Raw genomic sequence first — 23,261 nt, 5'->3', positions numbered from 1 at the left:
AGGCTCGCGGTCTGCTCAGGTCAAGACCTGCTGGCCCGCAACCCTACCCTGCTGGCTCAGCCAGATCGGACCTGTGAAGCCACCCGTCCCTTGCCGGTTCCTGGTCGTCCGCATCGAAGGGCAGACCGGCACGGGCCGGAACCGCTTCGCAAGCCAAGGAAGGAACAGACATGGCCAAGCCCTCTACCCCCAATCGCTCCAACACCAGGTCGTCGCAATCCCGCAAAGGTGCAACCCTCGAAATGGTCCGCCTCACATGCCCCGACGCCACCCAGGCGTCCAAGATCGCGACAAGCTTCGGCACGGCAGTCGTCGACAGCGATGGCATCCGCAGCCTTCACGAGCGGCTGATCGTCGAGACCGCCGAAAGTCTGTCCGAAGGCCTCGGCGAGAAGGCGATGCAGATCCACCTCCAGCGCATCGTCGGGTCCTTTGTCGGATCCGCGCATGGCGCCGGGCAATTCTACTCCCGCGCCGTCACAGAGGCGCGCGACGCAACGGCCAAGGCGTCCAACGATGCCCGTGACGAGGATCTCGATGGTCCGGTCGGCTATGACAGCGCCGCCCAGCGCAAGCGGGAGTTCGCGGCCGACATGGGTGTCCAATCGCACGCCCTGCGCATGGCAGCCGAGGGCGCAGTCGCGGCTTACGAACAGGTCATCGGCGAGACCTGGAAGCCCTTCGACCGGCCGGTCGAAAATCCGGGCGCATCACTCGACCGCAAAGCAGCCGAAGCTCAGTTGGCCGCTTTCGGATAACACATTGGCGGGGTCGCACCCCGCCCTTTCTTCATGTTCCGAGGCAGGCCCTCGCAGGGGCCCGCCTTTTCTCATGTCAAAAATGAAAGCTGGGTGCGCGCCTATCGCGGCCCGTCCCGCTCGGCGGTCCTGCAGGAGCCGGGCACCCATGCAACGGCTTTGCCGTCCTCCACGCTGTTGCGGCCGTTCCGGTGCATGGCCGCACCATCGCCCCTGACTTCGGACCTCCGTGACGGACCGCGACAGGCGCGGTCTTCAAGAAAAGGAGAAGGAAGTCATGGCCAGGAAAACGGATAAAGATCGCATCGATATCTACACCCGGATCACAGATCGGATCATTGAGGATCTCGAACAGGGCGTGCGTCCCTGGATGAAACCATGGAGCGCTGCCAACACCGGTGGCCGGATCACCCGGCCCGTGCGACACAACGGCCTCCCCTATTCCGGCATGAACGTGGTGCTCCTGTGGTCGGAGCAGGTATCGCGGGGCTTCGCGTCGTCGATGTGGATGACGTTCAAGCAATCCCTCGAACTGGGCGGGGCCGTGCGCAAGGGCGAGACCGGCTCGACCGTCGTCTTCGCCAGCCGCTTCACCAAGTCCGAAGCGGACGGGAATGGCAACGAGGTTGATCGGGAGATCCCGTTCCTGAAGGCCTATTCGGTGTTCAACGTCGAGCAGGTCGACGGTCTGCCCCAAAGCTATTATGCGCCGCCGGCCAAGGTCGTTGATCCGATCGCGCGGCTCGAGAGCGTCGATCGCTTTTTCCGCAATACCGGCGCAGTCATCCGTCACGGGGGCAACCAAGCCTACTACTCCCCGGTCATGGACTATATCCAGATGCCGCCCTTTGAGTCGTTTCGCGATGCAGGCGGATACGCGGCTGTGCTCAGCCATGAGGCGACCCACTGGACGGCGGCGGAGAATCGGGTGGGACGTGACCTATCGCGCTATGCAAAGGACCGGACCGAGCGGGCACGGGAAGAACTCATTGCAGAACTCGGCAGTTGCTTCCTCTGCGCCGATCTTGGCATCGCACCGGAGCTCGAACCGCGGCCGGATCATGCATCCTATCTGCAGTCGTGGCTCTCGGTGCTGGCCAACGACAGGCGGGCTATCTTCCAGGCGGCGGCTCATGCGCAGCGCGCTGTGAATTTCCTGCATTCCTTGCAGCCGGAAGTGGATGTGAAGGCTGCGGCCTGACGCTCAGGCGCGGTCGTTACCACCGGTGGCGGCCGCGTGATTTTCATCATGTTGGTCCTTGAGACCCTGCGCAATGTCAGCATCCAGCCTTCCCCAGATCGACGGTTTCTGAGCGTCGGATTTGGGTTTACGGGATGGTTTGCGCTCAATGATGAACGGCTTGGTCTGCTGACGCATTGATCCTCCAGGCAGCGATTTGCGAGCGCAACGATATCGCAATGGGCGCAGTCAGCAAGCGGGCCAGTGTTGACAGGCACGGCTTGTCCCCCGATTGAGGCAGTGCAGCACCGGTCTGAGGGGGCGTAGCGCAGGATGCCATTCGTGCCCATGGCGAATGCGGCGGAACGCCATTGCCATATCCCTTCACGTCAGAGTTTCCGGCAACCCATCTGCGGGCTCGATAAGGCATGTCTGACCGGAGACCGGCTGCGCCTCAATCGTTTTCCCGCAACGGCAAGCCGTAAATTTCTTACCCCGGAGCCCACCTACCCCACTCGACAAGTCGAGCGGGGACCCCAGCTCGGCTCCTCCTCTCCCACTAACAAATCTGCGACTTGCCGCCCTCCATTTCATTCCGGCCTTATCAGGTGCGGTCCGATCATCACCGGTCCTTTGACAGCTATCGAGGTCGCGATGGGCGCGGCCCGAACATGAGAAAAGGAATACGACAATGGCAACCATCGGCACATTCACCTCCACCGAAAACGGCTTCACCGGCTCCATCCGCACGCTCGCCCTCAACGTCAAGGCCCGCATCGCCCGGGTCGAAACCCCCTCCGACAAGGGCCCGCAGTTCCGCGTCTACGCTGGCAGCGTCGAGCTGGGCGCCGCCTGGCAGAAAACCTCAGAACAGGGCCGCGACTACCTCTCGGTCAAGCTCGACGATCCGAGCTTCCCGGCTCCTATCTACGCAACGCTCGCCGAAGTTGAAGGCGAGGATGGCCTCCAGCTCATCTGGTCCCGCCCGAACCGGGACTGATTGACATCACGGGGCTCCGCCGCCGGCGGAGCCTTCTCCTCTGCCGAGAACTCAAAGCAGTACCCTGCATCGAGCCAGGTCCTGCTTTTTTGGTGGCATACCGAGACGGGGGATATGCTGCTCAGATCGGGCGAGGGTGCCGGGCCGGAATGACGGCGTCAAGGACGAGCGGTTCCCCCAATTTCGCGCGAACGCTCTTTGAGCGCCCGCACGAAATCGGCTCCCCCACTCGCCGCCGCTGGCGGTCGCATCCGCGATCCCTGACCCCGCCATCCCGCCCCGCCCTGCGATGTCGTCTTTCACAAACTCAAGGAGATGGGACGATGACGATCGAACAGCACATCGAAGAACTGCGCGCCGAGCTCAAGAACGCATGCGACGCTGCGGAGCGCGGCGAGATCCAGACCGAGCTGGACCTGGCTCAAGCGGAGTTGGCAATCATCACGGCAGAGCAGGACGGAAGCGTTGATGCCGAGCCGCCCTTCTGAGGGCGGTAGACGACACAGCCAGGCGTGGTCTCTGTGTAAGGTGTCGAAAGGCCGAGACATTGCACCGCGTCCTTGTCGAGCTAGGCCATCGACATCAGGGATGTTGCAGTCCGGTCGTCGGGCAGCAACTCATCGCCATCAGAATTTTCCCCGCCGCTTCGCGTCTCCTCGCGCGCCAAAATTCAGGTGTCGATAAGTCCTCCGCTTCGCTGCGGCCGTACCGATGCAATCCTCCTTGTCCCGGCCTGCGGCCGATCCCTGCGATGTCCGCAATCGACAAGGAGAAACCACCATGCAACGCCTCGCGCAATTCCTGGCCGCCACAGGCCGCAAGCTTTCTTCCCTTGGCAAGGTGATCGGTCACATTTTCCGCAAGGGCAAACTCGGCCTGAAGCTCGCGATCAAGATCCCGTTCTTCGTCGAGATCGAGATCTCCTTTGAAACAGATTGGAGCAGGCGCCGATAACGGCGTTGTGCAACGGCCAGCAATCGTGGGCCGGTTTCAGCACCAGGGCTGTCTACGGCCCGTCCAGGTTCTGGCCAGGCCTTCCGATACGAGGATATCGCCGAGACTCCTGCCGTCACGGATGAGGACGCGGAGCTTGCGACCGTATCTGTCTTCGTCGCGTCCGGGCCATGCGCGAAGCTTGAAGGACCCCTGATTGACCAGTTCGATCAGGCGATCGGTCGCTCGATTTCCAAGCGCCAGCTCCGTTGCGCATTTCGGCTCACTGATCTCGGGAGCATCGATATCGGCAATTCGGATTTTTGCGCCCTCAATCCAGAGAGTATCTCCGTCCACGACGCAGGCGAAGCGATCACCACCATAACATTTCCGGTATGTCGTCTCTGGACTGATGACCGAGCTCGCAGCCTCGGCGACTGGAGTGAGCCCAAATATGTGAGAGCCCAGCGCGCAGCCGGATACTGCGATCGCGACGATGATCCTTCTCACGGGGTAACGGACCTCTGGCAGACCGCTATGGTCGCTTCTCTACAATTCCATGGCTCTCAATTTCAATGCGATCCGTCAGAGATGGTTTTCATATCGCTCTTCGGTGCAGCTGGCGCAAACGCCACTGCGAGCTTTCCCGATCACGTATGTTGCGCCGAGTTGATTGTACGGTATCCCCGGTGGCGTTTTTGCCTGACGAGATCAAGGAACAATTCAACCGCGTCTTTCTCTTGCTCGAAGTGATGAAGCTTTAGCTGGCCTCTGGTGCCGATGCGTCCCCAACGCCGCATAAGACAGGCCTCTCCGAAGAGGGTCGGCTCGATCGATATGGCATAGAAGCGTGCCATATTCTTCTCAGCATCCGTGCGTTCGATATAGAGGTGATAGGGCTGGGCGATCATGGTGAGAGGATCGCGCAATCGGGCCTATGCGTCCAACGACAGTTGTGAATCGATGGTCGGGGAATGATTCAGTTTTGTGAAGTATGGACAGACGGAGCACCGGGCGGTCCGCCTTTGGCGTACGGCTCTATTCGCTGGAGCGAACGAAGCCGAGCTGTGGTCTTCGCCGATCCCGGTAACGATCCTCCCGCGATAGCCGACTGCCATTGATCAGTATCCCAGGTAACCGAGAATATCGGCGCCACAATAGTCGGCTTGCTCGTCTGGATGAACGATGAGATCACCGGTCGTGACATCCACCAAAGCGCTATCGCTTTCGCGAACGATGGCCTCAATTTGATGGACGCGGCATTCTTCGATGGCCTCTTCTACCGTGACCTGTGCCTCGCAGGCTTCCCAATATCTCATCGCCCGGTCTCTGGATTTGGGTTCTCCCTCAGACCTTGATTTCCAATGGTCCACGGTTTCCATGGAAGCGGTTATCGCCAACGCAGGACTTCATGTCGGCTCGCCGGAACCACATCGCGCGACCGCATCGAAGCGGCGCATTTCCCCCGGTGAACACAATCTGCTCATCGGCACGCATTCGCAGGACTTCGTGCGGCTGGATCAATGGTCGGCTGGCAAGTTGCTTTGATCGGGTTCGTGACGAACCCCTCGCCTGAAAGCTGCGGCTGACCTGGTCGATCTCGACTGTCGTTGTTCCACAACGCCGGGAGATATAGTCCGCGGTCTCCGGATCGTTGATCGCTGAGAAACTGATCCAGCTCGCGCTTTCGAACCACTTGCTGGTGGCGTCGCGTCCGCCATAGGTTTCGCGCATCTGGCCGATCGACTGATAGATCATGAGAAGCGTGATCCCGTACTTTCGGCCGGCATCGCGTGCCGTCTCAAGGATCCTCATGAAACCCAGGCGAGCGACCTCGTCGAGAAGGAAGAGAGCGCGTCCCGGCATCGCCCCGTCACGATTATAGATGGCGTTCAGGAATGAGCCGATGATCACCCGCGCCAGACCTCCGTGGGTTTCCAGCGTTTTGAGATCCAGTGCGACGAACACGTCGGTCGTTCCCGACGCGATGTCATCGGTCGAAAAGGTCGAACCGGACACGAGACCGGCATAGTTCGGATAGCTCAGCCAATGTGTTTCTTTGATCGCATTGGCATAGACACCGGAAAATGTCTCCGGCGTCATGTTCACGAACGCTGCAACGTTCTCCTTTACGAAATCGGACTCGGAGTTGTCGTAGATTTCCTGAAGCCGCGCCCGCAGCTTTGGCTCCGGTTCCGAGAGGTTCATGCGGACGGTCCGCAGCGTCTGATTCTTCTTTTCCGTATGACCGGACAGGCAGACATCGGCGATGATCGCCGTCAGCAGCTGCAAGCCGGACGCCCGAAAGAAATCGTCCCGGACGCCGCTAACGCGGCCGCTCTCGCTCATGATCCAGGAGGCGACCGCAGCGATATCCTCTTCCTTCGTCCCGCCATGCTGACCGATCCAGTCGAGGGCATTAAACCCGATATCGGGATCTTTCGGGTCGAGCACGATGACATCACGGCCGGCCTTAATCCGATGCGCCTTGACCATCGGCGCCACCTCATTGGATGGATCAAGTACGATCAGCGTGCCGCCCCATTTCAGCGCCGTTGGAATTGTCACCGACGTAGTCTTGAAACCGCCGGAGCCCGCGAACACGATGCCATGCGACGATCCGAACGAACCATCGAAGCAGAGCAGCGGTGACTTGCCCCCGGTGCCCCATGTCTCAGGCTGATCGGCCCGAAACGAGAGTGCCGCCGTGCTGTCGCGATCGACACGATACCGCTCGCCGATCACGATGCCGCCGCCGTCTGCGAACAGTTTCTCTGCTTCCGGCAGTTTCATCCATTCCGCCTCGCCATGCAGCGCGCGTTTACCGCGGATGCGTTTCGGCTCGGAACGCGAGAATGCGGCGTTGCCGATCACCGCGACGCGCAGCGCGAACATGCCAGAGAACAGAGCTGCGGCAGCACCTGTCATTGTTGCCGGGTCGACGTAGGACAGGATCGACCTGGCCGCAGGCGCCTGTCCGGCAAATTGCGAAAGTCGCATTCCTTCCCGAACGACGGCAATGGCGATGACGGCGCCCGATCCGGCAGCGACGCCCCACCCTGCGGTCTTGATGTTGACCGATCCCTGGGCACTGAGGAGAAAGATCAGCCCGATCGCAGCACTTGCGATATAGGGCAGCGACAGTCCGATTCGGCCGAGGGTCAATTTGGCCTCTGCCGTTTTTCCGAAACTGGCGAGCCACTGTTCGATCCCCGGCAACATCAGTGCGATGGCGATCATCACCAGCGGCGGAACAACGGCGAGCAGGATCCTATTCGCTGTCATTGCCGAATGCCTCCGCGCCGATTGCGATCAGACGGGATCGCTCCGCCTCATCGGCCTTGATCCTCGTCTTCGCTTCGATCAACAGACCGAGCAACAGCGCGCGTTTTTCATAGCGCAGTCCTGCCTTGACGATCAGGCCGCCCAATTCGATCTTCTCGCGGGCATCCTTCTTTCTTGCCTCTGCTGTGGTCAGCCGCTGCATCCGCTCAAGCCTCGCCAGCCTGGCCCGCAGCCGCGCCAGCACTGAGCGACGTTGCCGACGATGTTCCGGTCGCTCCAGCGGCACTCTTTTCTTTTCCGTTCGATCCGGCTTTGGTTCCGCGAAACCGCTTCGCCACGTCCTCGAACGCTGCCTGAAGGTCGGCGTCGTCGACTTCGATCTCTCCAAGTCCGGCCTTCAGCGCAATGCGGCCGATGCGTTCGGCGTCACGCGTTTCCGCTTGCTTCAGCTGTTCTTGCAGGCGGGCAAGTTCTTCGCGGATTTTCGACGTTGGCTTCTTCATCGGAATGCAATCTCCAGTCATGTCCGTGGAATGATGGGATGAGGGTCCCCGATTTTTTCCCGGCAGGACAGGTACAAATTTGTACCTCGCCAAAGCGTCAGCATTTGGCGAATGATCCCGCCGCTCGACAAGAGCGGATCCAAGGGCGCAATTATACGTCGCTGACGCGACGTTCTGCTTTTGCCCCCTGGTGGGGTCACCTCTTGCGATCAACCTGTTGATTTCGTTTGCAAGAAGGAGCGCTCCACCCGTGGCCGTCCCGCATTTCTCAGTCAGCATCGTCGCCCGTGGCTCTGGCCGCAGCGCAGTGCTGTCTGCGGCCTACCGGCACTGCGCCAGGATGGACTACGAGCGGGAAGCACGCACGATCGACTACACAGGCAAGCAGGGTCTTCTGCACGAGGAGTTCGTCATCCCTGCTGATGCGCCAGACTGGCTCCGCACCATGATCGCCGATCGCTCGGTCTCGGGTGCCTCGGAGGCGTTCTGGAACAAGGTCGAGGCGTTCGAGAAACGGGTCGATGCCCAACTCGCCAAGGACATCACCATCGCGCTGCCGATCGAGCTCTCCTCCGAGCAGAACATCGCGCTGATGCAAGACTTCGTTGCCGAGCATCTTACGACGAAGGGTATGGTTGCAGACTGGGTCTATCACGATGCACCTGGCAACCCGCATGTCCACCTGATGACGACATTGCGGCCTCTGAGCGAGGACGGGTTCGGTGCCAAGAAGGTCACTGTTCGTGGATCAGACGGCCAGCCCATGCGCAATGACGCCGGCAAAATCATCTATGAACTCTGGGCGGGTGGCGCCGAGGACTTCAATGCCTTTCGTGACGGATGGTTCGCTGTCCAGAACCGGCACCTGGCGCTTGCCGGGCTGGATATCCGCATCGATGGCCGATCCTTCGAAAAGCAGGGTATCGAGCTGACACCCACAATTCATATCGGCGTCGGCGCGACAGCCATCGAGCGAAAATCAGAAATGGAAAACCGGCTGGCGACAGCTGGGTCACGTAAGCTTGAGCGGATCGAATTGCAGGAGGAGCGGCGCGCGGAGAATGTCCGGCGCATCCAGCGCAATCCCGGTATTGTGCTCGATCTGATCACCCGGGAGAGAAGCGTTTTCGACAACCAGGACGTGGCGAAAATCCTCCATCGCTATGTCGACGACGCGGCCCTCTTCCAGAGTCTGATGGCGCGGATCATGCAGCATCTGGACGTGCTGCGCCTCGATTGCGAGCGGATCAACTTTACCTCTGGTGTCAGGACGCCAGCGCGGTACACGACGCGCGAGATGATCCGCCTTGAGGCCGAGATGGCAAACCGGTCGATCTGGCTGTCGCAGCGATCATCACATGGCGTCCGTCAGAAGATCATCGAGGCGGTGTTCGAGCGCCATAAGCGCCTCTCGGATGAGCAGAAAACGGCCATCGAGCACGTTGCAGGTCAAGAGCGGATTGCAGCCGTGATCGGCCGCGCCGGCGCCGGCAAGACCACGATGATGAAGGCGGCGCGCGAGGCCTGGGAAGCGGCCGGCTATCGTGTCGTTGGCGCCGCCCTGGCGGGAAAGGCGGCCGAAGGATTGGAAAAGGAAGCGGGTATTCTTTCCCGCACATTATCCTCCTGGGAACTCCGCTGGGCCCAAGGTCGCGATCAGCTCGACGACAAGACAGTCATGGTCCTCGACGAAGCCGGCATGGTCTCTTCGAAGCAGATGGCACTGCTTGTCGAAGAGGCAACGGTGCGAGGGGCAAAGCTCATTCTCATCGGTGATCCCGAACAGCTGCAGCCGATCGAGGCAGGTGCCGCCTTCAGGGCCATCACTGATCGCATCGGCTACGCCGAACTCGAAACCATCTATCGCCAGCGCGAGCAATGGATGCGCGACGCGTCACTCGATCTCGCCCGCGGCAACATCGCCAAGGCTGTCGAGTCCTACAGCGCAAACGGTCGGATGATGGGATCGACCTTGAAGTCACAAGCTGTCGAAAACCTTATTTCCGATTGGAACCGCGAGTACGATCCGGCCCATTCCTCGCTGATCCTCGCACACCTTCGCCGCGACGTGCGGATGCTCAATACCCTGGCGCGCGCCAAGCTGGTCGAGCGCGGCCTTGTCGATGACGGTCACGCCTTCAAAACCGAAGATGGTGTCCGCCATTTCGCTGCTGGAGATCGGATCGTCTTCCTCAAGAATGAAAGCTCGCTTGGCGTCAAGAACGGCATGCTGGCCAAGGTGGTGGAAGCCACCCCGGGGCGTATCGTTGCCGAAATTGGTGAAGGCGAACATCGCAAAGCTATCAGCGTAGAGCAGCGGTTCTACAACAATGTCGATCATGGATATGCGACCACGATCCATAAGAGTCAGGGGGCGACCGTCGACAGGGTCAAGGTTCTGGCCTCGCTCTCCCTCGATCGTCACCTGACCTATGTGGCGATGACCCGTCATCGAGAGGATATCGGCGTCTATTATGGCGCGCGATCCTTCGCCAAGGCGGGCGGCCTGGCCGAGCTTTTATCGCGTACGAACTCAAAGGAAACGACGCTCGACTACGAGAAGGGCGCCTTCTATCGCGCGGCCCTTCGCTTCGCCGACGCGCGCGGCCTGCATCTGGTCAATGTCGCGCGCACCCTCGTTCGCGACCGCCTCGACTGGACCGTTCGCCAGAAACAGAAGCTCTTTGATCTCACCGCCCGCTTGGCGACGATCCGCGCACAGCTCGGTCTCAAGGGCCCGAATACCCAAGTGACCTCGAAACCCGACATGGAGGCAAAGCCAATGGTATCAGGCATCACGACGTTCCCGAAATCGATCGACCATGCCGTTGAGGATCGCCTAGTCGCCGATCCGGGTTTGAAGAAGCAATGGCAGGAGGTCACGACACGCTTTATCCAAGTCTTCGCCGAGCCGGAGACCGCGTTCAAGGCGGTCAATGTCGATGCCATGCTGAAAGATCCGGCAAGAGCGCAGACAACGCTTGCGAAGATCGCAGCTGAGCCGGAAAGGTTTGGAGCGCTCAAGGGCAAGACCGGCATCTTCGCCGGAGCGAATGAGAAGGCGGCGCGCGACACGGCGCTTGTCAACGCGCCTGCCTTGGCGCGAAACCTCGAGCGCTATGTGACGGCGCGCGTCGAGGCGGAGCGCAAGCATGAAGCGCAAGAGCGGGCAATCCGCCTCAAGGTCTCCATCGACATCCCTGCCCTCTCGCCATCGGCCAGGCAGACGCTTGAGCGGATCCGCGATGCGATCGATCGCAACGATCTTTCTGCCGGTCTCGAATATGCGCTGGCCGACAGAAACGTGAAAGCTGAGCTTGAAGGCTTTGCCAAGGCCGTGTCCGAGCGTTTCGGAGAACGCAGCCTGCTGCCGATCTCGGCAAAAGATGCAAACGGCGAGACCTTTCACAAAATAACGGCCGGGATGACCCCTTCGCAGAAAAGCGAAGTGAAGTCGGCCTGGAACAGCATGCGCACTGTGCAGCAACTCGCCGCGCACGAGCGCACCACGCTGGCATTGAAGCAGGCTGAAACAGCGCGGCAAACCCAGACTAAGGGGCTTTCTCTGAAATGATATTGGCGATGCCTGAAAGCACTGCGATGTCTCGTCAACGAAGCTCCGCATTGATTACGTTATCGGTGGCTGCCGGCCTGCTGATCGTCTTCTTTGCGGCGGGTCGGATTGGTGGTCTGCGCGTCAACATGACGCCGAGTGAGCCGCTCGGCCTCTGGCGCATTATTCCGCTGACGCGCGCGGCCCGGTCCGGCGATACAGTTTTCGTCTGCCCGCCTGACAATGCCGCCATGCGCGAGGCGAGGCAGCGCGGATATCTCCGCCCGGGACTTTGCCCCGGTGGGTTCGCACCGTTGATCAAGACAGTCATCGCGTTGGCGGGACAGCGCGTGGACGTCACCGATCGCATCGCCATTGATGGCGTACCGATCGCCAGATCCCGCATCATGGAGAAGGACGGACAGGGGCGATCTCTACGGCACGATCAAAGCGAAATGGTGCGGCCCGGAGAGGTATATTTGCATTCCAACTTCATCGGCTCATGGGATTCCCGGTATTTCGGGCCGGTACCTGTTTCAGGTGTGCTCGGTCTGGCGCAAGAGGTGTTGACCTATGCGCCGTGAGGTCAGGATGACTGCCGTTCTCGTCCCGCTTGCCGTGGTCGCCGGGGCGGTTGGCTGGAGCGGCCAGGCGTTCCTGCTCCCTGCGGCAACACTCTTCCCGCTTCTGTGGGCGCGATCACCAACGCGGATCGCAGCGGCCCTCGTCGCGGCCGGCTATTTCCTGGCGGCGTCACGGGGTTTGCCATCCGGCGTCGCAGAGTTCTTTGCTGAGGATCTCTGGGTCAGCCTCAGTTTCTGGGTCGCGGCGGCATCGTCTTTCGTTGCTGTCCATGCGGCGCTTTGGACGATGCGGTCGGGCTCGGCAAAATCAGCACGCTATCTGCTCATCTTGGCTCTCACCGGTCTGCCGCCACTCGGCATCACAGGCTGGGCGCATCCGCTGACGGCGGCCGGCATACTGTTTCCAGAATGGGGATGGTGGGGGCTTGTCGCGTTGACAGCCGGCCTGATCGGTCTCGTAACCCGGATCGGGCCGGCTATCGCCATTGCCCTGTCAGGTCTATGGCTTTGGTCCGCCGCATCGGGGACAAATCAGATTCTTCCGGAGGGGTGGCGTGGTGTCGACCTTGAAATGGGCGCGAGTCTCGGCCGCGATCAATCCCTTCGACTTCAACGTGACCTGGTGACGGCTGTTCGGCAGGCTGCCGGAACACGAGAGACCGTCGTCGTGCTTCCCGAGAGCACACTGGGCTTCTGGACGCCAACGCTTGAACGTTTCTGGCGGAATGAGCTGCAAGGAACGCACGTGACTGTAGTCGCCGGCGCGGCGGTCGTCGATGCGGTTGGCTACGACAACGTCATGGTGGCCATCGATGCGCATGGGGGGCGTGTCCTCTATCGCGAGCGCATGCCTGTGCCGGTTTCGATGTGGCGTCCATGGGAGCGATGGACAGGAGAGACTGGCGGCGCCCGCGCCAACCTCTTGGCCAATCCCGTCGTCGAGGTCGCGGGCCGAAAGATCGCGCCTCTTATCTGCTACGAGCAGCTCGTACTGTGGCCCATTCTCCAGTCGATGCTACACCGACCCGACGCGATCGTTTTGATCGGCAATGGCTGGTGGACGACGGGTGGCAACATCGTCGCCATCCAGCGCGCTAGCGCCAAAGCCTGGTCCGCTCTGTTCGGCGTTCCCCTTGTGATTTCCTTCAATACCTGAACTTTGGAGCCTTCGTCATGGATGCTGCCTTTATCGCGGAATGCGCCGATCTCTCCCTGAAACCCGCCATCGTCGAGCAGTTCGTAGCCGCTGTCGGTCCTGGCGATCCCCTGGCTGTCACGGTCAAATCCGGAGGGCGGCTCATCCTTGTACCAAAACCGAAGACCCCAGACGAGGCAATGGAGGTCATACGCCAGTATGTCGGACAGGCCGTCGTGCGTGTGGGCCTGACACAGTTCCCGGCGGGTGTCGGCGTGAAGGACGCGTCCGCGCTGAAACCAGATCTGGTTGACCCATGCGAAAATCTTCGCATGGGGACGAGGATGTTTTCAAAGATCATGCGCATCGTTTCAAAGTGGTATGGCAACCCAACGAGCAGTGAGGTGCTTCCGCAGATCTTCGAAGATGCCGTTTACGCCTGGAACACCGGCCAGTTCGAAGGTGAAAGCGTGTTTCAGGCGGAGGATCCAGGTGGTACAATCGTCGATCGGAAGGAAGTTTCTTCGGATGCCGCAGACAAACCTGCTGATGCCACCGCCTCCCAGAGCGAAGGGGAGCCCTCAGACGAAAAGGAGGTTGGAACCGCGGGAATTCGGGTCGATTTGTCCCGGATCGGTGGGCAGAAGTAGTGCTGTATCCGACTTCGACGACAGGTAAAATATCAGGGATCAGGTTCGACAATTGCGACATTGAGGTCGTTCAGTACATCAGCCAGACCCGGCGCGCGGATCAGCTTCGTCGTGCGGACCGCCTTCAGTTTTCCAATAGCTCGATCGAACACTGCAAGGTTGGTGTGGCCGTTGAGCCGAGACGGGTAGATGATGCCGTCCACCTGGCTGTCGTGTTCATTGAAGGCGACCGCCCACTTCCGTGCGAGGGATTGCTTTGAGCCCTTCGCGACATCCGTCGGCACACCCATCTTGATCGGCCCGTCGTCTCGAAGATCGACCATCATCAGCGGATTGATGACCTCGATCTCTGCGAAATTGCGGTCGTACAATTCGGATTCAGCTATCGGCAGGTCGCCGAGGACCCCATCGCGCTGATCGCGCAGGACGGCTTCGAGAAAGCACACCTTCACTGTATCGCCCAAATAGAGCACCCCGAACCGGTTAGCGAATTTTCGCCGGCGTGGATCGCTGAAACGGCTCGGCGTCTTACCGAAGCCTAGCGGATCGGGGTATGTGCCCAGATAGATGCGACCGAACCGAAGTCCGGCCGCGACCGTATGAAGGTGAAGGCTCGCATTCGCAAAGCCGGGAGGCGGCAGAACACGTGCCATTCAGCGGAAATCTCGACCAATGCTCTCGACAACCTCGAGCGCTTGCTCGGCCCGTCCCCGCTCCAATGCCTGGCGACCTGTCAGTCCGTCCAGCTCTCCGTGGGGCTGGACCAGGAAGCGGTAAACCGCCCAAGCTCCGCCCAGTCGCTCGTGGAGCGTTGCAAGCGCTGCAAACGGCTTGCCATCGGCATCGATCTGCCAATCCGGGAAGCGAAAGCCGCGTTTCGCGCCATCCAGCCCCAATACCAGTCCGGTCTGGCGCTTTGAATTCACCGTTACCCGTGTCGTGCCAAGCAGCTTGGCGAATTCGTCGGCATTCAGCATGTCAGTGCCGCTGAGGACCTCAGCAGCCTTTATGCGTCCCCGCGCCCGTGCGGCCACCAACGCCTGCTCCAATTCCGGATCCAGTGCATCGTTCTCCTCTACGACAGGCACCGTTGTCATTTCCACCGCCTCAACGGGAGTGACAACCATCTCACCTTCGGAATCGACATCGACACGGAAGCTGACCGGGTGGCCAGCAGAACGGCTTTTTGCGATCGCTTGACCATATTCCTGGAGGAGCGCCTTGACGCGATTGGGATTGCCGGTCAGGGCTTTTGATGCATTGTCCGGGATCTTGATCTTGAAGGCGGCTCTCCCCTTCGCCAGCGGGGCGGCGCCTGTGGTCAGGAAAAAAGCCATGGATTCAGCGCCCGGTTTTTCGCGCCCGCTTGCACCGTCACGTATGCTGGTTTTGGACTTCAGAGATGCCATCTCTCACCCTCCGTTCGGAGAGCTATATATGGCAAGGTTGGTTAAGTTCGTCAAGTTGGTAAAGAGCGTAGCGCTCCTGATCTTCTGTGTCCTGATTGCGGCTACGTGGACGACTGCGGAGTGATCGACGACAATCATGGTTGATGCAGGTCGTCGAGGATTTCTTTCGGGGATGATGTATCAAGCAGCGGTAGGGCAGAAACCTTTTCCCCGATCGCTGTCATCTGTTCGACGGTCATGCGATGTCTCACAGGCAGGTCGCCGAAAACCCCGAGAGCCTGAGCTTCACGTTCGAGGGCAGCGCGTATGATATCGTCCGGTCTGCGCCCGACACGGGCCGCAATTTTACGGGCAAGCTGCTCGGTGTCGTGGGTAAGCTGCAACATGGGTTCGCTCTAAATGGGTCCTTCCATGTAAAGCATTTCTCAAAACAATGACAGATTTCTGCTCAGGGGCCATGAAGCTGAGATCGCTTGGCCAATTGTGAGCTGACACGTTTTCCGCGAGTAAGCAAAATCCGTGGTTTGCAATTCCGAGAAAACGATTTAGAAAACCATTCCTTGATGGTCAACTTACGCGATTGAATATGCCTTATTCTTTGCCAGATCACTGTTCGCACGCGTCGCGATCCTTCTGACTGCGACGCATTCCGCCACTGCGGAACAGGTGCGATCCACAGGGAGATTATGGATGTCAAACTGGGTCGAGAAACTGCTGGATATCACCGTGATCGGAAATGATCAGTCCATGGTCAAGGGCGCTCTGGCGAATCTTGCTGATCGGTTCGATTTTGTGGGCTATGCCTTCGTCAACATTCGTCCGGGGCAGACCTGTGCGGTCTCCAACTACGATATCGACTGGCAGAAAATCTATGACACGCTGGACTACCGGTTCATCGATCCGGTCATGCGGCAGGCCCAGCTTATAAGGCGCGCTTTCGCCTGGTCTGGCGAAGCCGACAAGAGCTCGCTGTCAAAAGAGCAGAAAAACTTCTTTTCGAAAGCCGCTGATTTTAACATTCGCTCGGGCGTTTCCATCCCGGTCGCCACCGCCAACGGTGCGATGTCCATGCTGACCTTTGCATCGGCGAAGCCTTCGCTTGCCAGTGATATGGAGATCGATGCGATTATGGCTGCCTCAGCGGTCGCCCAGCTTCATACGCGTCTTGAGCACATGCGGGTCACGCCCTCCATCGAGGAAAAGATCGTCTTGACGCCGAAGCAGGTGAACTACATTCGCTGGCTGTCGCTTGGCAAAACGGTCGAGGTGATCGCTGAACTGGAGCAGGCAAAGTATGCTGGCGTCCGCTCTGCGATTGACGATGTCAGAACGCGCTACAATCTGGCCAATCATGCGCAGGTGGTGGCTTTGGCTATACGACGCGGCCTGATTTAGGCTGATCTGGCGTATCAGGCCTTGGGCGTATAGCCCAGAATGTGCAGCAGGGTCGTCAGGGCTGACATTTGCGCGTGCATCCTGATGGTTGCCTCGAGATAGGCAATATTGGCATCGCCAAGAAGCTCCTTACCGGCTTTAACGTCAGCCGGCAGTTCATTGAACAGATTTTCTGCCCGCTCCAACAGTTTGCGATGTTCACGGATCGCATCGATCGTGAGACGCTCGACAAGCGGTGACGGAAGCCCATGCAGGAGCCCTATCAGCGGCTTCAGATCGACTGCCTCGCCATTCAATCGGTCGTCGGCGTCCATGTTCAACTCCCAAAACAGGAATGCGCGGTTCGCCCCCGCATAGTTCCTGACCCCTGGCGATCGGGGAGTTTGTAACCGAGCACACTCAGCCCATGGACCTTTAGTTCCGAGGAACCTGGACATACGTCCACGGCTCCCCGACCATAGGTCGAGGAATTCGGCGCCCTAACGGCGGGCACCAAACCGGTGTGCTTCGGGTTACAAAGCCCGGAGGCAGCGCGTACTGCCTCACCAGCGCTTATAGCGACCTAACCACATCCGCGCCACCGCAGATTTGTTGGCGTCCGAGGTCGGCTCGCGGCCAGCGATTGAAGAAGGAGACTGGAGGCGTTGTCGCTTTGGTGTCCAAAATGAAACGGGTGATCGTCCAATAGTCAAACGAAGTTAACCTCGGCATTGCGATGCCTCTCCTCGCCGTGAAGTTGCGTTTGAACCACGAAAGCAATCAGGCTACAGCACGATCCCTTGAAGTTCTGCATCGCCGCCGAAATCGGTTGGCTGATCATTCGATCTCTGCGGCGGATTGTCAGGTCGCAGTGCTGGAAGCGGATATTGACACGATCTCTCGCCGATTTTTCCGACGTTAAGGAACGCCTTGCAAAGACGGGCTCGGTGACGGAAGCGCTCCATTTCATACAGTCGGTCTATCGCGTCGATTTCATAACCTACCACCTTGCTTCGACGGTGATCGGTGATTTTGATGCTCCGTTCGTACGCACGACCTACCCGGATGCGTGGGTATCCACCTATCTGTTGAAGGGCTATGTCACCATCGATCCTGTCGCGCGGGAGGGCTTTTTGCGCCAGCTGCCATTCGATTGGCGAGAACTCGACGTCACGCCCGAGATGCTGATGTTTCTGGAAGACGCAATACGCCATGGGATCGGCCGTTTTGGTTTTTCCATCCCGATATCGGATAAAGCCGGCCGTCGCGCCATCCTCTCTTTGAATTCGAACGCCTCCGCCGAAGACTGGGAGGATCTGGTCAGTGCTCATCGGAGTGAATGGGGCGATCTCGCGTATCTCGTCCACCAGATGGCAGTGTTCGAGCTACATGGAGCGAGCGATCCGATCCCGGCTTTAAGTCCGCGGGAACGTGAGTGCCTCTACTGGAGCGCGCTCGGCAAGGATTACAAGGATATCGCGCTTATTCTCGGCCTTTCGCATCACACGACCCGCAGCTACATCAAGTCGGCGAGGACAAAACTCGGTTGCGCCACGATCTCGGCGGCGGCCACTCTTGCCCTGAAGCTACGCGTGATCACGATATGAGCCGACCGCCCGCCAGTCTTTGACAATACCCGCATATGGGTCTGACCATATGCGGGAATATCTGGCTCCTCCGCCAAGCGGCATCTTCCAGCCAAGATCAACAGCTGGAGATAAACCTTGTTCATTCTGGTTCAAGCGCATCAATACACCCGTTATCAGGCTCTCATGGATCAGGCATTTCGCCTGCGAAAACGCGTCTTTCACGACCAGCTCGGATGGGCCGTCACAATCGACGGTGATTGCGAGCGCGACGAATACGATGCTCTGCGGCCGGCTTACCTGATGTGGTGCAATGATCGCGCGGATCGCCTTTATGGAACCCTGCGGCTGATGCCAACCACCGGCCCGACGCTTCTCTACGACGTCTTCCGCAACACGTTTGCGGGTGCAAACCTGATTGCACCCGGTATCTATGAGGGAACGAGAATGTGCCTCGATGAGGAAACACTTTCCGTGGATTTCCCGAGCCTGGAAACGGGCAAGGCTTTCGGCATGCTGTTGCTGGCTTTGTGCGAATGCGGATTGTCGCACGGTATCGAGACGCTGGTGTCGAACTACGAGCCGCACCTAGCGCGCGTCTATCGTCGGGCGGGGCTCGCCGTTGAAGAGGTTGGCCGCGCAGACGGCTATGGTCGCTCTCCGGTTTGCTGCGGTATCTTCGAAGTTTCAGAGGAAGTTCGCACGCGCATGCAGCAGGCGCTTGGTGTCGCGGCTCCCCTTTATGCAGGATATCGGCCGCGCAAAAATGCAGCCAGCGAGCCCGTGCGCATATCTGCCTGATCCAGGAGTTGTCCCAAGGCGGTTGCGGCAACATGTGCCTCAACCGCCATAATTTCCGGGAAAGACAATGTCCTGGTCGACGAGAACGTTGAACTTGTAGCCCGGCCGGATCTGGATGGTGGGCTGAACATTCAGATTCTTGGAAATCGTCTGCTCCGCGACGCGGCCGAAGGTCTCCGCAAAGTTCCTGCGTGCCGCGTCAGAGGCTGTATCCTGTGTGGCGAGGGTGGAACTCGCCGGAACCGCCATATCGATGCCGGTACCAATCAGTGCAACAAGCGCCGCCGAACCGAAGGTGCGGAAATAGTGATTATTGACCTTGTCAGAGAACCCGCCATAGCCCTGCGAGTCTGTTCCAGCCATGCCGCCGATCTGCAGTGTAGAGCCATTCGGGAAGATGACATCCGTCCAGACGACCAGAACGCGGCTTTGGCCAAACGAGACCTTGCTGTCATAGCGTCCGAGTAGTTTGGTACCCTGCGGAATGAGAAGAAAATGCCCGGTGGCGCTGTCGTAGATGTGCTGGCTCACCTGCGCTGTGATCCGGCCCGGCAAATCGGAGATGATGCCGGTAATCATGGTGGCCGGGATGACGGAGCCGCGCTTCAATTCATAGCGTGACTGTTGGGGTACAACCTGGTTCGGCAGGTAGCCGAGATCCTTGATGTCGGCGTTGAAGAAATCTTCCTTCGAAGTCTGTCCGTTCGGATCGGCATTCTGGCCCATCAAACCCGATTTCATGGCCGCGGCGTAGAGATCAGAGGCGCCGTTATTGGTGGTCGGCTGCCGGTCTGTTGTCCTGGTGTTGCTGGAGATATTTCCCAGCTCCGAGATTTTGACCTTCAGCGGCGAGTCAAACGCAGTCGCACGGGCCTGAAGGCTGGCCATCCGCTGTCGCTGCTGTTCACGCAGGACTTGTTCGCGCTGTTCGCGGCGAAGTCGGGCCAACCATTCTTCTTCCGACTCCATTTGCGGTCGGCGCTCTTCTCGTGCCTGCTGCTTTATCTGCTCTTCTTCAATCGGCTTGGCCTCCACCTGTGTCTGGGTTGCTGGCGTGGGCTGGAATACGGGCTGCTCTTCGCGATCCCCGATGATGCCGTCTTTCACCCCGCGCTTCATCTGATCAGCGAAGGTCGAGGCCGGGACGTTCGAGCCTGCTTCATCCGGAATTCTGTCGCCGAACCGCAGTCCCCGGGATGAGATGCCGTAGACAAGGACACCGGCGACGACGACTGCGATACCGATGCCAAAGAACACCGGCAGGCGATTGAGCCGTTTCATGCCCTTTTCCTGCGCGGCGCTGCTCGGATTGCCGAGCTGGAGCGACTGGACCATATCTGTCTCTCCTTAGTTTCGCTTCATTAATGAAAGCGGGCTCGCCGGCGTGGCGCCACCTGATGACACAGAATAGGCCCGCCCAAGCTCAAGCGTCTCGCTGGAAAGCCTCACTAGTACCTGTCCGTCGATGTCGATCAACGAGTATGCCAGTTCGATCGGTTTGGCGGTGTCTTTCCCCGAGCGTGCCTTGTCATCCGTTATGACAGTGAAACCCCACCCTTTTAACGCGGCTTCGAGCGCGGCCGCGAAATCTGATGCGTCGCTGTGAAGCCTGATCGGCGTGGCGGTTGACCCTGCCTGCTCGGCATAACGTCCAGCTATGTCGCCGGCGATCGCGCTTGCGGCGGGGCCTGTTACAGTCGAAGGCGCGGGGCTCGTCGTGAGCGCGTCTGTTCCGGTCTGGCAACCAGAGAGAAGAACGGCAGCGACAAAGGGAAAAAGGCAAAGGCGCATCGATCAGCCTCCCCGTCGGATGGTGATTTTCTGCTGACGCCAGCCGACGCCGGAAACGAGGACAGCCTTGTCGATATTGTAGTCGATAATCATCATATTGTTCTTCATGCGATAATTGACGATCCGGTTTTGCCCGCCAGAGACCACGAAGAGGACCGGCGCATCCTGACCGGATAGTGCGCGCGGAAACTGAATGTAGGTCTTCTGCCCGTCTGAATAGACGCGCTTCGGCTTCCAGGGCGCGCTGCCACTCAGAGAATAGGCGAAGGCAAGTTGCTCTGGCGGCACGCCGCCGTCGGAATTGGTCATCGTCTGAATACGAGCATTAATGTCGGACAGTCTCGTCGCGGCCTCTTCCGGATACTCGAAGCCGACGCGGGCCATGTACTGGTTCGGGTGCGATTTGAGCTGGATATGATAGGTGCGTCTTGAGGTCGTCACCACCATCGACGTCACCAGACCCGCCTCAGACGGTTTGACGATCAGGTGAATTGCCTGCCCCCCTGCAGCACCGGATGTTGCCGGCTCGACCTTCCAGCGCACCGTGTCCCCGACAAGCACGTCGCGCACGATCTCCCCACCCTGAAGCTCGATGTCGCAGACCTGTAAAGGTGAGCAGACGACAGACGGCTGCGTCTCACCGAACAGGAAGATGACTTTTCCGTCAGCGCCCGTTGTCACCAGTCCCCGCTGCCCACGCCATTTGTTGGAGAGCGTGGTTCCCTTAGCCTCATTCGTCGTCAGGCTCTGGGCAAAACCCGATGTCGTCGCCGTGACCAAAAGCGCAAGTGCGGTCATGCAGCAAAGCGCTGCCCGATTTAACCTTGTATTCATTGAAGTCCCCTGCCCTTACAGTTGCGCGGTCCAGTCGAAGTCCTTGACATAGAGGCCGATGGGATTGAGCCGGATCGTCGCCTCGTCCTGGGGCGCGGTGATCGCCACCGTGGCTATGCCGCGAAATCGGCGTGTCGCAATTTCCTTGCCCTTGCGGTCCCGTTCGTACTCAGTCCAGTCGATCTGATAGGTCTGGTTAGACAGCGCGACGATGTTGTTCACCTCGATGGCGACGGTCGCATTCACGGCCTTTTCGAATGGCGAGTTGCCGCGGAACCAGGCATTGATCTTTTGGGTCGAGGGATCGCTTGTCCTAAGAAGCGCATAGGTCCTGTCGATGTATTGCTTCTGCACGACGGCATCAGGCGTGATAGAGCGGAAACTGGTGATAAAGCCGCCAAGCGTGGCCCGGATGACCCTGGCATCGGCATATTCGATCTGCTGGGGAAATCCGGCGGAGACGGTGTTTCCCAGCTTGTCGACCTCGACGATGTACGGCACGAGTTTGACCTGCGTGCTCAGATACAGTGAGTAGCCAAAACTGATTACCGCCATGCCGAGGCTCAAGATGCCGACCGTCCGCCATGCGGAGGCTGCCCTTACGTAAGAACCGTATCGTTCCGACCATTCCTGCCTTGCGGCAAGATACGGGTTCTCTGGGGCGCGTTGCGCTGCCATATTGTTTTCCCTGCCTTAAATTTACGATTTGTCCTGCCGCTCCGGCGGCTGACCGGGCGAGGCTCCCTTGCCACGAGCCTGGTCGAGCTTCGCGTTAGCCAGGCCAAGGATGGAGCCGGCATAGGCCCCGGGCGACCCGATCGCCTTCTCTTTGGCTGCGGATCCTGCGGCTTGTGCTCCTGAACCAAAGCTAGCGCCAATCCCGCGAAGAGTAGCGCCGGCGGTCGAAGACCCCGCCGCCCGTGCCGATTGTGCTGCTGCATATCCTGCCCCAGCAGCGCCAGCCGCAAGAAAAGCGGCGCCTGCAGCGAAGGAAGCGCCCTGGCCGCCATGGCGAATAGTCTCCATGCCGCCAGTGACGGACGCTCCCTGAACGACACCCTGGATAATGTTCGGCACGTACATGGCGATGATGAACACCACGACGGCGATGCCGGCGATCGCAAGTGCGGTCTGAAATTGATCGCCGATATTTGGTTCGTTGGCGAGCCCGATTAGTACCTCGGAACCAATACGGGAGATCATAACGAGCGCCATCAGTTTCATGCCGACCGAAAACGCGTAGACCAGATATCGGACAGCAAAGTCCTTGGTGAACGACGAGCCGCCAAGCCCAAGCATGATCATCCCGGCGAGAAGGCCAAGATACATCTCGACCATGACGGAGACAAAGATTGCTGCGACGAGTGAAAATGCGATCACCGTCACGACCATTGCAAATGCGGCCGATATCGCCAGTGCATTATCCTCGAAAAGTCCGAACTGCACTTTCGCTGACATCTTCGTTGCTACCGTCAGACCGGCATTGAAGACGTCTGCAGGTGAGGCCGTACCTCCTCCGGCACCGATCTGAAAAAGACTGTCCACCACGGCTTTGGCGAATGTCGGTCCTTGCGTCAGCACGAAGGCAAAGAATCCCACAAACATGATCCGCCTGACGAGCTCGGCGAACCAGCTGTCCAGTGATGCGGCCTGCAATGCCAACCAAACAGCGGCAATTCCAATCTCGATGGTGGCGAGAATCCAGAAGAGAGATTTCGCCGCGTCCATCACGGTGGTCTCCCACCCTTTGGCCGCGGTTGTAATCTGGGTCTGAAGAGACGTCAGAACAGAGCCTTCCTGCGCAAAAGCCGGGTGAGCAATCACGACAGGAACGGTGACAAGTAGCAGAGCGACCCGCAATTCGCTGTTGGAGATCGTCATTGGT

The 23,261-nt window shown here is 59.4% G+C and carries 28 protein-coding genes; 12 read left to right on the top strand and 16 right to left on the bottom strand.

Annotated features, from left to right (window positions below):
- Positions 1 to 170: 170 nt before the first annotated feature.
- Together BLJAPNOD_RS27720 and BLJAPNOD_RS27715 are read left to right on the top strand one after the other, a co-directional pair.
- Positions 171 to 758: a hypothetical protein gene (locus BLJAPNOD_RS27720; protein WP_015647735.1), complete on the top strand. Its 588-nt coding sequence runs from the start codon at positions 171 to 173 to the stop codon at positions 756 to 758.
- Positions 759 to 1,035: 277 nt separating this feature from the next.
- Positions 1,036 to 1,959 (top strand): zincin-like metallopeptidase domain-containing protein, encoded by a 924-nt coding sequence (locus tag BLJAPNOD_RS27715; protein ID WP_015647736.1) that lies wholly within the window; start codon positions 1,036 to 1,038, stop codon positions 1,957 to 1,959.
- A gap of 3 nt (positions 1,960 to 1,962) precedes the next feature.
- Here the strand turns inward: BLJAPNOD_RS27715 and BLJAPNOD_RS35725 are convergent, their stop codons facing one another.
- Positions 1,963 to 2,136 carry a hypothetical protein gene (locus tag BLJAPNOD_RS35725; protein WP_173283964.1) on the bottom strand — a complete coding sequence of 58 codons (174 nt, stop codon included), beginning with the start codon at positions 2,134 to 2,136 and terminating at the stop codon, positions 1,963 to 1,965.
- Positions 2,137 to 2,629: 493 nt separating this feature from the next.
- Here BLJAPNOD_RS35725 and BLJAPNOD_RS27710 point away from each other — a divergent pair, with 493 nt between their 5' ends.
- The 3 genes from BLJAPNOD_RS27710 (at position 2,630) to BLJAPNOD_RS35715 (ending at position 3,892) form a co-directional block, all read left to right on the top strand.
- The gene (locus BLJAPNOD_RS27710; protein WP_015647738.1) at positions 2,630 to 2,938 is read left to right on the top strand and encodes a DUF736 domain-containing protein; all 309 of its coding nucleotides are present in this window, start codon (positions 2,630 to 2,632) and stop codon (positions 2,936 to 2,938) included.
- Between the two features lie 323 nt (positions 2,939 to 3,261).
- Positions 3,262 to 3,426 (top strand): hypothetical protein, encoded by a 165-nt coding sequence (locus BLJAPNOD_RS35720; protein WP_173283966.1) that lies wholly within the window; start codon positions 3,262 to 3,264, stop codon positions 3,424 to 3,426.
- 292 nt (positions 3,427 to 3,718) lie between these two features.
- Complete coding sequence (locus BLJAPNOD_RS35715) at positions 3,719 to 3,892, top strand: hypothetical protein (RefSeq protein ID WP_199566046.1); 174 nt, start codon at positions 3,719 to 3,721, stop codon at positions 3,890 to 3,892.
- A gap of 36 nt (positions 3,893 to 3,928) precedes the next feature.
- On the opposite strand, the gene BLJAPNOD_RS27705 is transcribed toward BLJAPNOD_RS35715, so the two are convergent.
- From BLJAPNOD_RS27705 to traC, 6 genes are all read right to left on the bottom strand, one after another.
- On the bottom strand, positions 3,929 to 4,381 hold the full coding sequence (locus BLJAPNOD_RS27705) for a thermonuclease family protein (RefSeq protein WP_015647741.1): 453 nt from the start codon (positions 4,379 to 4,381) through the stop codon (positions 3,929 to 3,931).
- Positions 4,382 to 4,521: 140 nt separating this feature from the next.
- A complete protein-coding gene (locus BLJAPNOD_RS27700) occupies positions 4,522 to 4,782 on the bottom strand; it encodes a WGR domain-containing protein (protein ID WP_115422188.1) in 261 nt (86 codons plus the stop codon).
- A 210-nt stretch (positions 4,783 to 4,992) separates the two neighbouring features.
- Positions 4,993 to 5,190: a hypothetical protein gene (locus BLJAPNOD_RS27695; protein ID WP_115422187.1), complete on the bottom strand. Its 198-nt coding sequence runs from the start codon at positions 5,188 to 5,190 to the stop codon at positions 4,993 to 4,995.
- Positions 5,191 to 5,218: 28 nt separating this feature from the next.
- A complete protein-coding gene (traG, locus tag BLJAPNOD_RS27690) occupies positions 5,219 to 7,156 on the bottom strand; it encodes a Ti-type conjugative transfer system protein TraG (RefSeq protein WP_015647742.1) in 1,938 nt (645 codons plus the stop codon).
- A complete protein-coding gene (locus BLJAPNOD_RS27685) occupies positions 7,143 to 7,358 on the bottom strand; it encodes a type IV conjugative transfer system coupling protein TraD (RefSeq protein WP_015647743.1) in 216 nt (71 codons plus the stop codon). The genes traG and BLJAPNOD_RS27685 overlap by 14 nt, the downstream gene beginning before the upstream one ends.
- 4 nt (positions 7,359 to 7,362) lie before the next feature.
- Positions 7,363 to 7,659, bottom strand: a complete 297-nt coding sequence (traC, locus tag BLJAPNOD_RS27680; protein WP_015647744.1) for a conjugal transfer protein TraC — start codon at positions 7,657 to 7,659, stop codon at positions 7,363 to 7,365.
- 250 nt (positions 7,660 to 7,909) lie between these two features.
- Here traC and traA point away from each other — a divergent pair, with 250 nt between their 5' ends.
- The 4 genes from traA to BLJAPNOD_RS27660 are packed head-to-tail and all read left to right on the top strand — an operon-like array spanning position 7,910 to position 13,581.
- On the top strand, positions 7,910 to 11,233 hold the full coding sequence (traA, locus tag BLJAPNOD_RS27675; RefSeq protein ID WP_015647745.1) for a Ti-type conjugative transfer relaxase TraA: 3,324 nt from the start codon (positions 7,910 to 7,912) through the stop codon (positions 11,231 to 11,233).
- Between the two features lie 8 nt (positions 11,234 to 11,241).
- Complete coding sequence (gene traF, locus BLJAPNOD_RS27670; RefSeq protein ID WP_244611122.1) at positions 11,242 to 11,796, top strand: conjugative transfer signal peptidase TraF; 555 nt, start codon at positions 11,242 to 11,244, stop codon at positions 11,794 to 11,796.
- Positions 11,786 to 12,952 carry a conjugal transfer protein TraB gene (locus BLJAPNOD_RS27665; RefSeq protein ID WP_015647747.1) on the top strand — a complete coding sequence of 389 codons (1,167 nt, stop codon included), beginning with the start codon at positions 11,786 to 11,788 and terminating at the stop codon, positions 12,950 to 12,952. Before traF ends, BLJAPNOD_RS27665 begins: the two co-directional genes overlap by 11 nt.
- A gap of 17 nt (positions 12,953 to 12,969) precedes the next feature.
- Positions 12,970 to 13,581 carry a TraH family protein gene (locus BLJAPNOD_RS27660; RefSeq protein ID WP_015647748.1) on the top strand — a complete coding sequence of 204 codons (612 nt, stop codon included), beginning with the start codon at positions 12,970 to 12,972 and terminating at the stop codon, positions 13,579 to 13,581.
- Between the two features lie 32 nt (positions 13,582 to 13,613).
- On the opposite strand, the gene BLJAPNOD_RS27655 is transcribed toward BLJAPNOD_RS27660, so the two are convergent.
- From BLJAPNOD_RS27655 to BLJAPNOD_RS27640, 3 genes are all read right to left on the bottom strand, one after another.
- On the bottom strand, positions 13,614 to 14,234 hold the full coding sequence (locus BLJAPNOD_RS27655; RefSeq protein ID WP_015647749.1) for an RES family NAD+ phosphorylase: 621 nt from the start codon (positions 14,232 to 14,234) through the stop codon (positions 13,614 to 13,616).
- A complete protein-coding gene (locus BLJAPNOD_RS27650) occupies positions 14,235 to 14,990 on the bottom strand; it encodes a hypothetical protein (protein WP_015647750.1) in 756 nt (251 codons plus the stop codon).
- A gap of 134 nt (positions 14,991 to 15,124) precedes the next feature.
- On the bottom strand, positions 15,125 to 15,376 hold the full coding sequence (locus tag BLJAPNOD_RS27640) for a type II toxin-antitoxin system VapB family antitoxin (RefSeq protein ID WP_115422184.1): 252 nt from the start codon (positions 15,374 to 15,376) through the stop codon (positions 15,125 to 15,127).
- A 304-nt stretch (positions 15,377 to 15,680) separates the two neighbouring features.
- Here BLJAPNOD_RS27640 and traR point away from each other — a divergent pair, with 304 nt between their 5' ends.
- Entirely contained in the window at positions 15,681 to 16,385 is a 705-nt protein-coding gene (traR, locus tag BLJAPNOD_RS27635; protein WP_115422183.1) for a transcriptional regulator TraR, read from the top strand.
- A gap of 14 nt (positions 16,386 to 16,399) precedes the next feature.
- Here traR and BLJAPNOD_RS27630 read toward each other — a convergent pair whose 3' ends face one another.
- A complete protein-coding gene (locus BLJAPNOD_RS27630) occupies positions 16,400 to 16,699 on the bottom strand; it encodes a transcriptional repressor TraM (RefSeq protein WP_015647752.1) in 300 nt (99 codons plus the stop codon).
- A gap of 465 nt (positions 16,700 to 17,164) precedes the next feature.
- On the opposite strand from BLJAPNOD_RS27630, the gene BLJAPNOD_RS27625 reads away from it, so the two are divergent.
- Entirely contained in the window at positions 17,165 to 17,971 is an 807-nt protein-coding gene (locus tag BLJAPNOD_RS27625; RefSeq protein ID WP_343215831.1) for a LuxR family transcriptional regulator, read from the top strand.
- A 117-nt stretch (positions 17,972 to 18,088) separates the two neighbouring features.
- Positions 18,089 to 18,751 carry an acyl-homoserine-lactone synthase gene (locus BLJAPNOD_RS27620; RefSeq protein ID WP_015647754.1) on the top strand — a complete coding sequence of 221 codons (663 nt, stop codon included), beginning with the start codon at positions 18,089 to 18,091 and terminating at the stop codon, positions 18,749 to 18,751.
- Between the two features lie 39 nt (positions 18,752 to 18,790).
- On the opposite strand, the gene trbI is transcribed toward BLJAPNOD_RS27620, so the two are convergent.
- Genes trbI through trbL form a run of 5 tightly spaced genes read right to left on the bottom strand, consistent with a single transcriptional unit; the run spans position 18,791 to position 23,257 of the window.
- Positions 18,791 to 20,086, bottom strand: a complete 1,296-nt coding sequence (trbI, locus tag BLJAPNOD_RS27615) for an IncP-type conjugal transfer protein TrbI (RefSeq protein ID WP_015647755.1) — start codon at positions 20,084 to 20,086, stop codon at positions 18,791 to 18,793.
- 12 nt (positions 20,087 to 20,098) lie between these two features.
- Entirely contained in the window at positions 20,099 to 20,542 is a 444-nt protein-coding gene (gene trbH, locus BLJAPNOD_RS27610) for a conjugal transfer protein TrbH (RefSeq protein WP_015647756.1), read from the bottom strand.
- 3 nt (positions 20,543 to 20,545) lie between these two features.
- Positions 20,546 to 21,376, bottom strand: a complete 831-nt coding sequence (trbG, locus tag BLJAPNOD_RS27605) for a P-type conjugative transfer protein TrbG (protein ID WP_015647757.1) — start codon at positions 21,374 to 21,376, stop codon at positions 20,546 to 20,548.
- 15 nt (positions 21,377 to 21,391) lie between these two features.
- A complete protein-coding gene (locus BLJAPNOD_RS27600; RefSeq protein WP_015647758.1) occupies positions 21,392 to 22,054 on the bottom strand; it encodes a conjugal transfer protein TrbF in 663 nt (220 codons plus the stop codon).
- Between the two features lie 21 nt (positions 22,055 to 22,075).
- A complete protein-coding gene (trbL, locus tag BLJAPNOD_RS27595; protein ID WP_015647759.1) occupies positions 22,076 to 23,257 on the bottom strand; it encodes a P-type conjugative transfer protein TrbL in 1,182 nt (393 codons plus the stop codon).
- Positions 23,258 to 23,261 lie beyond the last annotated feature (4 nt).

Source organism: Ensifer sp. M14 (genome assembly GCF_003355565.1).
In the GTDB taxonomy this organism is placed as follows: Bacteria; Pseudomonadota; Alphaproteobacteria; order Rhizobiales; family Rhizobiaceae; genus Ensifer.
Note: the sequence above shows the minus strand (reverse complement) of the source record. Positions and strands in the feature narration are given on the sequence as shown.

Coding starts and splice junctions, on each gene's coding strand:
- trbH (WP_015647756.1), bottom strand. CDS start 20,542: ATGCGCCTTTGCCTTTTTCCCTTTGTCGCTGCCGTTCTTCTCTCTGGT.
- traC (WP_015647744.1), bottom strand. CDS start 7,659: ATGAAGAAGCCAACGTCGAAAATCCGCGAAGAACTTGCCCGCCTGCAA.
- BLJAPNOD_RS27695 (WP_115422187.1), bottom strand. CDS start 5,190: ATGAGATATTGGGAAGCCTGCGAGGCACAGGTCACGGTAGAAGAGGCC.
- BLJAPNOD_RS27600 (WP_015647758.1), bottom strand. CDS start 22,054: ATGGCAGCGCAACGCGCCCCAGAGAACCCGTATCTTGCCGCAAGGCAG.
- BLJAPNOD_RS27700 (WP_115422188.1), bottom strand. CDS start 4,782: ATGATCGCCCAGCCCTATCACCTCTATATCGAACGCACGGATGCTGAG.
- BLJAPNOD_RS35715 (WP_199566046.1), top strand. CDS start 3,719: ATGCAACGCCTCGCGCAATTCCTGGCCGCCACAGGCCGCAAGCTTTCT.
- trbI (WP_015647755.1), bottom strand. CDS start 20,086: ATGGTCCAGTCGCTCCAGCTCGGCAATCCGAGCAGCGCCGCGCAGGAA.
- BLJAPNOD_RS35720 (WP_173283966.1), top strand. CDS start 3,262: ATGACGATCGAACAGCACATCGAAGAACTGCGCGCCGAGCTCAAGAAC.
- BLJAPNOD_RS27640 (WP_115422184.1), bottom strand. CDS start 15,376: ATGTTGCAGCTTACCCACGACACCGAGCAGCTTGCCCGTAAAATTGCG.
- BLJAPNOD_RS27630 (WP_015647752.1), bottom strand. CDS start 16,699: ATGGACGCCGACGACCGATTGAATGGCGAGGCAGTCGATCTGAAGCCG.
- traG (WP_015647742.1), bottom strand. CDS start 7,156: ATGACAGCGAATAGGATCCTGCTCGCCGTTGTTCCGCCGCTGGTGATG.
- trbG (WP_015647757.1), bottom strand. CDS start 21,376: ATGAATACAAGGTTAAATCGGGCAGCGCTTTGCTGCATGACCGCACTT.
- BLJAPNOD_RS27665 (WP_015647747.1), top strand. CDS start 11,786: ATGCGCCGTGAGGTCAGGATGACTGCCGTTCTCGTCCCGCTTGCCGTG.
- BLJAPNOD_RS35725 (WP_173283964.1), bottom strand. CDS start 2,136: ATGCGTCAGCAGACCAAGCCGTTCATCATTGAGCGCAAACCATCCCGT.
- BLJAPNOD_RS27715 (WP_015647736.1), top strand. CDS start 1,036: ATGGCCAGGAAAACGGATAAAGATCGCATCGATATCTACACCCGGATC.
- traR (WP_115422183.1), top strand. CDS start 15,681: ATGTCAAACTGGGTCGAGAAACTGCTGGATATCACCGTGATCGGAAAT.
- BLJAPNOD_RS27660 (WP_015647748.1), top strand. CDS start 12,970: ATGGATGCTGCCTTTATCGCGGAATGCGCCGATCTCTCCCTGAAACCC.
- BLJAPNOD_RS27650 (WP_015647750.1), bottom strand. CDS start 14,990: ATGGCATCTCTGAAGTCCAAAACCAGCATACGTGACGGTGCAAGCGGG.
- BLJAPNOD_RS27720 (WP_015647735.1), top strand. CDS start 171: ATGGCCAAGCCCTCTACCCCCAATCGCTCCAACACCAGGTCGTCGCAA.
- traF (WP_244611122.1), top strand. CDS start 11,242: ATGCCTGAAAGCACTGCGATGTCTCGTCAACGAAGCTCCGCATTGATT.
- trbL (WP_015647759.1), bottom strand. CDS start 23,257: ATGACGATCTCCAACAGCGAATTGCGGGTCGCTCTGCTACTTGTCACC.
- BLJAPNOD_RS27655 (WP_015647749.1), bottom strand. CDS start 14,234: ATGGCACGTGTTCTGCCGCCTCCCGGCTTTGCGAATGCGAGCCTTCAC.
- BLJAPNOD_RS27710 (WP_015647738.1), top strand. CDS start 2,630: ATGGCAACCATCGGCACATTCACCTCCACCGAAAACGGCTTCACCGGC.
- BLJAPNOD_RS27685 (WP_015647743.1), bottom strand. CDS start 7,358: ATGCAGCGGCTGACCACAGCAGAGGCAAGAAAGAAGGATGCCCGCGAG.